Annotated in this window: 8 protein-coding genes and 1 other RNA gene; 4 read left to right on the top strand and 5 right to left on the bottom strand. The window is 47.8% G+C overall.

Translation table 11 applies throughout. The features are described from left to right. Nucleotides 1-20 precede the first annotated feature (20 nt). The 3 genes from RCO84_RS02805 to RCO84_RS02795 are packed head-to-tail and all read left to right on the top strand — an operon-like array spanning nt 21 to nt 6,973. On the top strand, nt 21-2,006 hold the full coding sequence (locus tag RCO84_RS02805) for a glycoside hydrolase family 97 protein (RefSeq protein WP_317583806.1): 1,986 nt from the start codon (nt 21-23) through the stop codon (nt 2,004-2,006). Nucleotides 2,007-2,033: 27 nt separating this feature from the next. After that, a complete protein-coding gene (locus RCO84_RS02800; RefSeq protein WP_317583805.1) occupies nt 2,034-4,487 on the top strand; it encodes a family 43 glycosylhydrolase in 2,454 nt (817 codons plus the stop codon). An 11-nt stretch (nt 4,488-4,498) separates the two neighbouring features. After that, on the top strand, nt 4,499-6,973 hold the full coding sequence (locus tag RCO84_RS02795) for a glycoside hydrolase family 127 protein (protein ID WP_317583804.1): 2,475 nt from the start codon (nt 4,499-4,501) through the stop codon (nt 6,971-6,973). Nucleotides 6,974-7,370: 397 nt separating this feature from the next. Here the strand turns inward: RCO84_RS02795 and RCO84_RS02790 are convergent, their stop codons facing one another. Beyond that, nucleotides 7,371-8,816: a PepSY domain-containing protein gene (locus RCO84_RS02790; protein ID WP_317583802.1), complete on the bottom strand. Its 1,446-nt coding sequence runs from the start codon at nt 8,814-8,816 to the stop codon at nt 7,371-7,373. A 159-nt stretch (nt 8,817-8,975) separates the two neighbouring features. Here RCO84_RS02790 and ssrA point away from each other — a divergent pair. Beyond that, nucleotides 8,976-9,373, top strand: a transfer-messenger RNA (tmRNA) gene (gene ssrA / locus RCO84_RS02785). A gap of 64 nt (nt 9,374-9,437) precedes the next feature. Here ssrA and RCO84_RS02780 read toward each other — a convergent pair. Genes RCO84_RS02780 through rsmA form a run of 4 tightly spaced genes read right to left on the bottom strand, consistent with a single transcriptional unit; the run spans nt 9,438 to nt 12,750 of the window. Further along, nucleotides 9,438-10,352 carry a helix-turn-helix domain-containing protein gene (locus tag RCO84_RS02780; RefSeq protein WP_022121437.1) on the bottom strand — a complete coding sequence of 305 codons (915 nt, stop codon included), beginning with the start codon at nt 10,350-10,352 and terminating at the stop codon, nt 9,438-9,440. Nucleotides 10,353-10,400: 48 nt separating this feature from the next. Continuing rightward, entirely contained in the window at nt 10,401-11,333 is a 933-nt protein-coding gene (gene rsgA, locus RCO84_RS02775; protein WP_264904940.1) for a ribosome small subunit-dependent GTPase A, read from the bottom strand. Between the two features lie 34 nt (nt 11,334-11,367). After that, nucleotides 11,368-11,928: a ribosome recycling factor gene (gene frr / locus RCO84_RS02770; protein WP_006847159.1), complete on the bottom strand. Its 561-nt coding sequence runs from the start codon at nt 11,926-11,928 to the stop codon at nt 11,368-11,370. A gap of 12 nt (nt 11,929-11,940) precedes the next feature. Beyond that, nucleotides 11,941-12,750 (bottom strand): 16S rRNA (adenine(1518)-N(6)/adenine(1519)-N(6))-dimethyltransferase RsmA, encoded by an 810-nt coding sequence (gene rsmA / locus RCO84_RS02765; RefSeq protein WP_317583799.1) that lies wholly within the window; start codon nt 12,748-12,750, stop codon nt 11,941-11,943. Nucleotides 12,751-12,768: the final 18 nt, after the last annotated feature.

The raw sequence follows: 12,768 nt of genomic DNA, 5'->3' as shown, positions 1-12,768 counted from the left end.
AACAATAAACCTAGAAAGTTATGGTTAAGAAACTCTTTTTCATCGCCACCTTATTATATATAGGGGCAACAGTATCGGCAGAGAACTATCTGGTGAAATCACCAGATGGTAAAATCGTAGCAGAACTCAACACCAACAAGTCTCTCTCTCTTCAATTTAAATACAATGGCTCCATTCTTTTACAGGAGTCTTCAATAGGTGTAACGCTGAACGATGGAACGGACATGGGTAAGAATCCTAAGGTAGCAAGCCACAAGCTTAGCAACCATAAGGAAACTATCCATGCCCCATTCTATCGTCAGCAAAACTTTGAAACAGCTTATCAGGAACTGAATCTGAAACTGAAGAATGGTTTCGGCATCATCCTGAGAGCTTACGATGAGGGAGTGGCTTACCGATTCTATACCCAGCGAAAAGGCAAGACCATCATACTGAATGAAACCGCCGCCTACCAGTTTGGCAAGGACAAGAAGGCATGGTTGCCATACACTACGACACCAGAAAAGCCTTTTGCCATGGCTTTCCAGAATATCTATCACGAAACACGACTCGATACCGCTAAGCAGGATTTGGCTTTTCTCCCGGCTACCATAGATTGCGGAAAGGCAAAGGTCACTATTCTGGAAAGCGACCTGGAGAAGTATCCGGGCATGTGGCTGAAGGCTAACAGCAGCGAACAGGATAAAGAGAAGGGAATCCTGAGAGCCGCCTTTGCTCCCTACCCTAAGGAGATGGCTTACTACCCTTGGCGACACATGAGCCACGTAAAGAGCACCTGCGATTACATCGCAACCAGCACCGGCAAGCGCAATTATCCTTGGCGCATCTTCGCCATCACAGAGCACGATACCCAGATGCCAACCAACAATCTGGTGTACGCCCTGGCTGCTCCCAACAAGATAGGCGATACTTCCTGGATCAAACCGGGCAAGGTGGCTTGGGACTGGTGGAACGACTGGAATCTGAAAGGTGTGGATTTCAAGGCAGGCATCAATTTCGATACTTACAAATATTACATAGATTTTGCTCATAATCACGGTTTGGAATACATCATCCTTGATGAAGGATGGTACAACTCGAAAGAGGGAAGCATTCTGAAACCAATAGACGATATCCAGTTGTCTAAGCTCATAGAATATGGTAAGAGCAAGGGCGTGGATATTGTGCTTTGGGCAGTCTTCAACGTGATGGACGAGAATCTGGAAAACATCTGCAAGACCTATGCTGATATGGGCATCAAGGGATTCAAGGTGGATTTCATGGACCGCGACGACCAGACCGCCATCGAAATGGTGGAACGTCTGGCTGCCTGCACCGCCAAGCATCATCTCATCCTCGACCTGCACGGCATCTACAAGCCAAACGGCCTGAACCGCACCTACCCCAACATCCTCAACTACGAGAGTGTTTTCGGTATGGAAGAGTGCCGCTGGACGGAAGCAAAGAATGATATGCCACTCTACGACGTCACCTTCCCATACATCCGAATGATGGCAGGACAGGTGGATTTCACACCGGGAGCGATGAGAAACGGAACCCGCGACAACTGGAAGGCAATCTACACCAAACCGATTTCGATGGGTACCCGATGCCACCAGGCTGCCTGCTACATCGTACAGGACAGTCCGTTTACGATGCTCGCCGACACTCCTACCAACTATGAGGCGGATGAGCCATACACCCGATACATTGCTTCATTGCCTGTAGTTTTCGACAAGACCATCGTGCCACAGGGCGAAATCGGAAAGTATATCGTTACCGCCAGAAAGAAGGGCAACGACTGGTATGTTGGCGGTCAGAGCAACTGGGATGAGCGCACGCTCACCCTGAAGTTTGATTTCCTCGCGGATGGAGATTACGAAGCAATCGTATTGAAGGATGGCATCAATGCCAACCACGATGCCGAGGATTACAAGATAGAGAAATCTGTCATCAATCAGAAATCGGAAATGAAGATTCATCTTGCTTCTGGCGGTGGATTCGTCATCAAGGTTATCAAGAAATAAAAAAGCATTTAGAAAAAAGAAGTTCATATGGTTAGTAAAAATATAATTGTAACACTATTCGTAACAGCAGCTGCGGCAGCGCCTGAGACAGGTGCTGCCCAGAAAGCTGCTTACAACACTCCGGGAGCAAGCAACCCTATCCTGCCTGGCTATTTTGCCGACCCAACCATCAAGAAGTTTGGTGACACCTATTATATATATGCTACTACCGATGGTAGCGGAGCCGGTTTCGGACCGGCACAGCTCTGGTGCAGCAAGGATTTCAAGAACTGGACCCTGATGCCGATGAACTGGCCAGACAGCCACTGGATCTGGGCACCGGATGTAATGCAGAACGAAGCCGACGGCAAGTATTACTATCTCTACTGCCAGCCTTGCAAGCTCCATCTGGGTGTGGGCGATACACCTCGCGGTCCTTGGAAAAATGTGCTGGGCGAGAGCGAAGCCGTGCTCGTACCGGATAGATTCGTAAAGAATGCCATCACTCTGGATGGTCAGACCTTCCGAGATGATGATGGTTCGGTCTATATGTATTGGGGCACCTGGGGCATCTACAAAGGCTTCGGTTGCGGAGCAGGTAAGCTGAATCCTGACATGAAATCATTCAGCGAAACCAAGCTCATCCCGAACACCGAGGTTACTCACTTCTTCGAAGCTCCTTTCGTCTTCAAGCGCAACGGCATCTACTACTTCCTCTACTCCTGCGAGCATTGCGAAGATGCCAGCTACCGCGTAGATTACGCCACAGCCAAGAGTCCACTCGGTCCTTATACCTACCACGGAACTATCCTCAAGACCAATGCCGATGGAACCGTTCATGGTCCAGGACACAACAGCGTGCTCCAGGAAGGCGACAACTACTACATCGTATATCATCGCCACGATAATCCACATTCCAACCGTGGATTCCATCGTCAGGTGGCAATCGATAAACTCGAATTCAATGCAGACGGTACCATCAAGGAGGTCATTCCAACCCACGAAGGTCTCGATCTGAAACCGGAGATGAAGGTAGCAAAGAACCTCGCCTTCGGCGCCAAGGTTACCGCCTCTTCCTACTACGACAACGACTTCCGTCCGGAATATGCGGTTGATGACAACAACGGCACACTCTGGCGCCCTCGCACCACCGGACCGGCTTGGATCCAAATTGACCTGGGCAAGAAGCAGAGCATCAAGAGCATCTGGACTCAGTTTGAATACGGAACACAGTTCTATCAGTATCTCATCGAGACATCGAATGACGGCAAGCACTGGCAGACCTTCTCTGACAAGCGACAGAACCGTCTGGCTGGTTCGCCAATGGTAGATTTCGGAAATGCCAAGGCGCAGTACATCCGCCTCACCTATACTGGCGGACAGAAGAATGGTTTCGGTGGCGCCATCTGGAACATCAAGGTTTATGGTTCTGTAGAAGATTCTGCCCCACAGCAGTGGCTAGGCCTGACAGCAGCCGATTTCGATGGTACTACCTGGCATAACAACGAGGGAATGCTTGCCGGCAAGTTCTCGCTTCTTCAGGGCACCGCCCTCAGAGAGCGCATGACTGGCAAAGATGCAATCACCCTGCAACCGGGCACCCAGCTGGTGATGACTCATCCACAGCTCGGCAAGACACGCAAGCATACCCTCACCGCCCAAGCTTTCGACAACGGAAGCTGGCATCAGATAGATGAAAACGATCCTCGACTGAATCTTTCTGAAGGAAAACTGGAAATTAGTGCAGGCGAAAAACAATTTACCCTCACCAATCTCCGTTATTATAACTGGGAACAGGAGGCTGCAGAAAAGGCTTTCGATGCCCAAAGCAACATCGTACGTGAGGCAGTAGCCGACAAGAACAGTCAGGGACTGGTGGTAGATATCAGCGCTGACTACTACAACGAGGGCGATACCGTGCCTTACATCAAGAACGGCAGTCCGCTGGATGTTCACCTCAAGGGCGAGTTTGAGACACAGCACGATACAGCAGCCATCATCAAGACCATAGAGGGCAAGAAGGCATTCGCCTTTACCGGCAAGGAGAGTTACAGAAGCAACTTCATGCTCCCAGCCACTATCCGCGACAACGCTCCATATACCATCGAGGCATGGATTCTGAATCCGGAGATTGCCGAGAATGAATGCGTAGCCGATTTCACCTCTTCGCACGATGAACTGGAGAAGCTGATGCTGGTAAACGGCACCGAACCACGCTGCGGTGTGATGAACCATTACGGATGGTATGAGGATGCCGGCTACAAGGAGATGAAGACCCTGGAAGGCAAGTGGCAGCACGTATATGTCTGCTTCGACGGCAGAATCGAGAGCATCTACATCAACGCCAAGCTCATCAGCCAGAAAGATATCCAGCTCCTCGTCAAGCCATCGCAGTTTATGCTTCTGGGCAAGAATGCCGAAGAGGCATGGCCTTTCTCAGGCTATCTGCACTCATTGAAACTCTGGGATGAATACATTCCTTACAAAAGACAAACAAAATAAACTAGCAATACATGAAGAAGATTTTAGTAACATCAGCCTTGGCAGCATTGGCATTGATGCCTGCTTCGGCACAGAAGGTGAACAAGAGCTCGGGTGGTTATCCTATCACTCCGGTGCCTTTCACATCAGTAAAGGTTTGGAACAATACGTTCTGGGGACAGCGTATCGAGACCTCTCGCAAGGTAACCATCCCACTGGCTTTCAGCAAGTGCGAGACAGAGGGCAGATACAAGAACTTTGAGCGCGCCGCTCACCCTAGCGACAGTTACGACGTGGGCAAACTGATGCCTTACAGCTTCGACGATACCGACCCATACAAAACGATTGAGGGTGCCAGCTACGTGCTGCAAACTTATCCAGACAAGAAACTCAAGGCTTATATCGATAGCGTGCTCGATATCATTGCTCCGGCTCAGGAGGCTGACGGATATCTCTATACAGCCCGCACACAGAATCCGAAGCATCCCCATTTCTGGGCTGGCGACAAGCGCTGGAGCAAGGAAGAGGATCTGAGCCACGAGCTCTACAACCTCGGTCACATGGTAGAAGGTGCCGTGGCTCACTGGCAGGCTACAGGTAGCCGCAAGTTCCTCGACATCGCTATCCGCTATGCCGACTGCGTGGTTCGCGAGGTTGGTCCTAACCCAGGACAGGCTTGCGTGGTACCGGGACATCAGATTGCCGAAATGGCGCTCTGCAAGCTCTATCTCGCTACAGGCAACAAGAAATATCTCGAAGAGGCTAAGTTCTTCCTCGACTATCGTGGCAAGACATCTATCAAACAGGAATACTCTCAGAGCCACAAACCGGTTTTGGAACAGGACGAGGCTGTAGGTCATGCCGTTCGTGCCACCTATATGTATGCTGGTATGGCAGATGTAGCTGCCCTCACCGGCGATACCGCCTATATCCACGCCATCGACCGTATCTGGGACAACATCGTAAGCAAGAAGCTCTACATCACCGGAGGAATCGGAGCCACCAACAATGGTGAGGCTTTCGGCAAGAACTACGAGTTGCCTAATATGAGTGCCTACTGCGAAACCTGCGCAGCTATCGGCAATGTTTATGTCAACTACCGTCTCTTCCTTCTCCATGGCGAGAGTAAGTATTACGATGTATTGGAGCGTACCCTCTACAATGGTCTCATCAGTGGTGTGAGCATGGACGGCGGCGGCTTCTTCTACCCTAACCCATTGGAGAGCATGGGTCAGCATCAGCGTCAGGCTTGGTTCGGCTGTGCCTGCTGCCCTAGCAACATCTGCCGCTTCCTGCCATCCCTCCCGGGCTATGTATATGCCGTAAAGAATAAGAATGTATATGTCAACCTCTTCCTCAGCAACTCTTCTTCTCTGAAGGTAGCCGGTAAGAAGGTTTCCCTGAGTCAGGATACACAGTACCCTTGGAACGGCGACATCGCCATCAAGGTGGATGACAACAAGGCAGGTCAGTTCGGTATGAAGATCCGCATCCCGGGCTGGGTAAAGGGTCAGCCAGTACCATCAGACCTTTACTACTACAGCGACGGCAAGCGACTGGGCTATACCATCACCGTAAACGGAAAGAAGGTAGAGGCTAAGGTAACAGAGGATGGCTATTATACCATCAACCGCAAGTGGAAGAAGGGCGATGTGGTTCGCGTTCACTTCGATATGGAGGCACGCACCGTACGTGCCAACAACAAGGTAGAGGCCGACCGTGGCTGCATCAGCATCGAGCGTGGTCCTATCGTATATTGTGCAGAGTGGCCAGACAACCAGGGCTTCGACATCATGAGCATCCTGGAGAACCGCGAACCTCAGTTCGCTGAGGGCAAGCTCTCGTACGATGGTTTCATCGACCCTAAATACAAGAATGTACTGACACTCTACAAGGGGCAGAACATGGAGACCCTGACCGAGAATGTGCAGACTCTCGCCTACGACAAGAGCGGCAAGCTGAGCACCAAGGACCAGACCCTGACTCTCATCCCATACTTCGCCTGGGCTCATCGTGGCAACGGCAATATGAAGGTATGGTTGCCACAGGATGTCAAGGCTGCAAAGCCATCAGCTCCTGCAACTCTCGCTGCACAGGCTAAGGTAGAATTCTCTTCTCCAGTGCCAGCCAAGAGCAGTATCACCGACGGACTGGTTCCTGCCGATGAGAACGACCGTTCTATCCCATACATCCACTGGTGGCCTAAGAAGAACACCACAGAGTGGATTACCTACACCTTCCCAGAGAGCAAGGAGATCAAGACCAGCACCGTATATTGGTACGACGACCAGCCATGGGGCGGTTGCAAAGTACCAGACAGCTGGAAGCTCTACTATCAGGACGAGGCAGGCAACTGGAAGGAAGTTCCAGGAGCCGATGCTTATCCATGCATGCGAGGTGTAGCCTGCATCGTGAATTTCGACCCAGTGAAGACCAAGGCTGTGAAGCTCGAACTGAAGCAGCCAGAAACTCTGTCCTGCGGTTTGTTTGAGTGGAGCGTGAAGTAACAAGATTTATTATTAAATATTTTTCTTTCAAGAATTGCCATATTGCCATACCAGCCAGTAATCTCTCTGATTACAAAGCTGTTAGGGATATGGCAATTCTTTATTTTTAGGGGTTATCTGCCATATATTGCCATGAACAATCTTTATTCATAACTTCGCCATTGATGCGGAAGAAATTACGTCCCGACGTAGCATCTGATACATCGCGACGTAACAACAACTGCGTCCCGACGTAGCATCTGATACGTCGCGACGAAAATGAGGGTACTAATTCTCACAATAACAATATATGGCAATTCCCGGCGCTTTTCCGAGAATTACCATACGTACTTTTACGCTGAGTGTCAACCATTTACACATACAATATGGCAATTAAAACAACGCATTCAAACTTTTTTTATTTTTTCTTCACCAGTCTAATGACATACCCAGACCAAAGGCACCATACGGCAAGTATTCCCATTACGAAGATAAATATATATGTAGCAATACTACCTATGAAGATTCTACCGCTATGAGCCTCCAGAGCCACATTCCATAATGACATGGGCAGTTGGTTCATATAAGCGGGTTGTGGTGCAAAGTCGGTTCCTTCATTATACTCAGCAATGACAGGCGTATCAGAGAAATCCTGGCTCATACCTGCTATCGCCTTTTTTCCGAATGGTGCGCCAGCGTTCTTTAAAGCAGCTTTCCCGGTAGAATAATCAACGGTTGTCCCCTTTACTCTATCCCAAACAAAGAGACCACTAAACGAACCGCAATACCATTTACCATCTTTGTTTTGCTGAAGGACATTCAATCCCATAACACTGACTGGTGGAGTATTGGGGATTGACTCCAACTTTCCTGTCTGGAAATTCACGGAAAAGAAACCATCCGAAGTTGACAAGAGCCAGTCACCGAACTTTTCATCATAACGCACCACACGGAGTTTGTCATTCCAAGGGTTCTTGCTATGAAGCGTCGTCCCAGGAATAGACGGCATCTTGTTCAACACCAAGGCTATCATCACAGGTGGACGAAGGCACCAACCTGTCAGGGCTATCAACAAAGTAAGCATGATGGTGTATCGGCCTATTTTGTCATGCCATTGTAGCGAAAAGCGAAGCAACCTCTTCTGTTTAGGCTTTAACCAGAAGATAAGACCTGAGATGCAGAGCAACACCAGGATTATGGCAATGCCATCTACGATGAGTTTACCAATGCTGCCAAACAACTCTCCACTGTGAAGCAGCCATATCGTACGAAAGACTGTAACCTTCCCATCATACTCCTTTGGCATAGGCAATTCTATCCGGTGGAAGTTCTGATAAGGTGGCAAGGAAACATAAGCATAGGAGCGGCTGAGAACCAAAAGCGTATCTCCATGAGCAGAAATGTCGCTCAACTTCTCTTCCGGCTCTGTCGGAAGAGTTACGCTTTTCCATATTTTGTGACTCCCCAACCGGTAAAGTGCAAATGGAGATACCGACCAGACAGAACCATCATCCGTTCTGATAACATTTCTTATCTGTCGGCAGTCTGCTCCTGCTGGCATCCCCTTATTAAAGTCCTTGAATGTGGATGCTGTAGAATCCGTTTGCCAGATTCCCCCGTTTCCATACAGCAATATGGCATCATCCAAAGCAAGCGTTCCCCTCAGCAACCCGCCATTCCAATTCTTGAATTCATAGCGACTTGGCAGATATTTCCTGCTCACGTCCACATCTTTGATAAGCGAACGGTGGTTAAGCAGAATACCCGACAAGCAGAACATCAGCATGAAAAAGCTCATACCGATGCCTAACCATTTATGTTGTTTTCTCCAAGTTATTTTCTTATTTAGCATATTCATAATCATTATTACTATCTTGAATCAAGCTGCAAAGGTACATATTTCTAAGAAGGTATGCAATACCTAAAAATAATGAAAATGAGGATCTGGCAGTTTTTTTTTCTAAAAATATTTGGTAATTTCAAATTTTCGCCTTATCTTTGCACCCAATATCAGAAAATTCTCGGGGTTGACTGGATTTGACGGCGAGATGAAATGGTACGTAAGCATGCGGAGGCTCGTTGGCTACCTCCTAAATCCTAGTGAACAAAAAATTAATTGGCGAAAATAACTACGCTCTCGCTGCCTAGTCGAAGTATAGTAAACTAGCTTTATTCCAGCACAGGGTGCTGGAACGAGACATCGCTCAACGGATGTTGTTCCGAATCTTGTTGATCAAGCGGTGCAGGTAAATCGGAAATAGTTCATGTACGCCTCGTTGCATGGATGAAATTTTAGAGGATAAGGGTATGATTGGTGATCCAGGTCCTGTCATGCCTCGAAAACCGAAGGCTGGAATAAGCATGTAGAAAGCGTATGGTTTCCTTGTGCGGACGAGGGTTCGAATCCCTCCAGCTCCACCCTATTTGATAGAAACAAAAAACTCGCAGATTCTTTCTTTAGAATTTGCGAGTTTTTATTTTGCAGTTATTGTTTTCTCAAACTTTCACGATACTTCAGAGGTGACATGTGCAGATGCTCTCTTACATATTTACCGAAGAATGAGGTATTGGAAAAGCCCAGTATACCTGAAATCTCCTTGATTGTTTTCGTTGTAGAACGGAGATAATAGGTGATATCAGCAAGCGTATACTCTGTAATCCACTCGATGGCCGTCTTGCCGGAATGGCGCTTGCAGATGATGGAGAGATATTTTGGCGTGATGCAAAGCTGCTGCGCAAAATATTCTACAGGCTGATGCTTGATTTCGCTCTGCTGCAACATCTCCAGGAACTTATCAAAGAAATCGCTGGCACTGGTTCCCAAAGTTTCTTTCGGGAGATCTGTCAGCAAAAGATTGCTCACAGCAAGGAGAGCACTCTTCAGGAGCGTCTCTACAATCTCACGGCGATAAGGTTTCCACGAACTGCGGTCGTTGAACTTCGGATCCAAACAGAGGCGCACCAAGTCGGTAAACTTAGAATAGAATACCATATCCACCTCGTTCATCTTCAACACCGAAACCTTGCTCACATACATGGCACGGTTCCATACCGAGATATGAGAACGAAGAATACCAAGCAAGCCGTGATTGCTGACACACATGGCTGTGCATGCAAAATCTTCCGACACCTCTTTGATGTCGAGAATAGAGTTAGGCGGACTGATAAATATATCGCCCTTCTCCACGGTGAATTCCCGCCCGTTGAGTTCAGCTCTCAGGCTACCTCTCTGACAGGATGCAATCATGTTCATCTGGAATCTCATAGGGTCGGGGTTCTGCAACACCTTGACATTATCTATAATCAAGATGTCCTCATCCAGATAGCTCGCACTGATTTCTGCACTCTGTGCGAACTCACCTTCTTCGATACGCTGCCTGACGTCCTTCTGTTCTTTCATTAATATGCTTTTTAAATTTCTTCACTCTTCGTTCTTCACTCTTCACTATCAAAAAGCCTCTCTGTATTTGTTTTCGTCCTTATCCTCCAACATAGAGAGATAACTCTGATAGCGGCTAGCTGCAATATAATGTTCCTCAACCGCCTTGATTACCGCGCACCCCGGTTCGTGGGTATGGGTACAGTCAGAGAACTTACAATCCTGAGAGAACTTGAAGATTTCCTTAAAATAGCTGGTCAGCTCTTCCTTTTCGATATCAAAGGTACCAAAGCCCTTGATGCCCGGAGTATCAATGAGATAACCACCTTCCGGCAGTTCCAGCATCTCACTGAAGGTTGTGGTATGCATTCCGCTATTATGCGCCTCGCTGATTTCGGCGGTACGCTGCTCTGCTTCAGGAATGAGCTGGTTGATGAGGGTTGACTTTCCTACCCCGCTGTTGCCACTCAACAAAGATTTCTTATCCTTGATAAGAGGTCGCAACAGTTCAACACCTTCGCCTGTAGCTGCCGACAATTCGATACATTTATATCCGATGGTCTCATAGAGCGTGCACATCATCTTCTCGTAATGCAATTCTTCTTCTGAAAGTATGTCACTTTTATTAAAGATGATGATAACAGGCACTCTGTAGGCCTCAGCACCAGCCAGGAATCGGTCGATGAAGGTAGTAGATGTCTGCGGATAATTCACCGTTACCACAAGCAGCGCCTGGTCTACATTAGCAGCCAGAATATGACTCTGCTTACTGAGGTTAGGTGATTTACGAATGATATAGTTTTGGCGGTCTTCGATAGAAGAGATAAATGCCGTACCTTCCTGATTGGTAATAAGCTGCACATAATCACCTACAGCCACAGGATTGGTGCTGCGGATGCCCTTCAATCTGAAATTGCCCTTGATTTTACTTTCAATCAGCTGGCCATCGTCTGTCTTGACGGTGTACCAGCTGCCTGTATTTTTAATAACGAGTCCTCTCATTATCACTTATTAAATAATGTAAGTCCAGAATGATTTAGACTGTCATGATTTCCTTCTCCTTCTCGTCCATCAGGTTTTCGAGCTGCTTGATGTACTTGTCGTGGAGTTTCTGCAAATCATTCTCAGCATCCTTCTCCAAGTCTTCAGAAAGTCCATCCTTGATAGCTTTCTTCAACTTCTCCTTGATTTCCTGGCGCACGTTGCGCACCTCAATCTTAGCACGCTCAGCAATCTTATTACACTGCTTTACGAGCTCCTTACGGCGCTCACCTGTTGGCTGAGGAATACCCAGACGTACGATTTCGCCATTGTTCTCAGGAGTGATACCTACACCACTATCCATAATAGCCTTTTCGATATCCTTGATAGCCTTTTTGTCCCAAGGGCGGATAGCGATAGTACGGGCATCAGGGGTTGTAACTGTAGCTACCTGGTTCAGAGGAACCATACTGCCATAACTATTTACACGCACACCATCGAGAATGGCTACATTAGCACGACCAGCACGAACATGAGAGAGTTCCTCTGCGAGATACATTGCTGCCATCTCCATACGCTCTGCTGCAGAATTCAAAGTTTCTTTAACGTCTATCATAATTATATGTTTTTATTTTATTAATTCTAATCTTTTCAATTCTTCGCCCACATAGTTGGTGAGTTCTACAAACTGCTGGATAGTGAGTTGCTCAGGGCGCTTGGTCATGATGTCGGTGGTGTAGAAATTCTCGCGTGGGGTTACACCCGGGAACATCTGCTTCAAACTCACACGGAGCATCTTGCGACGCTGGTTGAAGACAGTCTTTACCAGACGCTTAAACAGTTTTTCATCACAGCCAAGGTCAGTCACCTTGTTACGAGTCATACGGATTACCGCACTCTTTACCTTTGGTGGTGGGTTGAACACATTCTCATCTACCGTAAAGAGATATTCCACATCATACCATGCCTGGATGAGCACACTGAGGATACCATAGGCTTTGTTGCCTGGTTCTGATGCCATACGCAATGCCACCTCGCGCTGAATCATTCCGGTACAGCAAGGAATGAGATCCTTGTAATCGAGCATCTTGAAGAATATCTGAGATGAGATATCGTATGGATAATTACCTGTCAGTACAAACTGCTTTCCATCGAATATCTGGTTCAAATCCATTCTCAGGAAGTCTTCACCGATGATATTATCCTTGAGTGTCGGGAAATTCTCATGAAGATATGCCACCGACTCCGAGTCGATTTCCACTGCCTTGACGGGTCTTGGTTTCTCTACGAGATATTGGGTAAGAACGCCCATACCTGGTCCGATTTCTAGAACAGGTATATCCGGGCAGGCATCCACCGTATCGGCGATGCGCTTTGCTATATTGAGGTCGGTCAAGAAGTGCTGACCGAGATTCTTCTTAGGCTTTACAGCTTTCATATCTTATCTTTATATTAT

The sequence above is a fragment of the Segatella copri genome, from assembly GCF_949820605.1.
Taxonomy (GTDB): Bacteria; Bacteroidota; Bacteroidia; order Bacteroidales; family Bacteroidaceae; genus Prevotella.
Note: the sequence above shows the minus strand (reverse complement) of the source record. Positions and strands in the feature narration are given on the sequence as shown.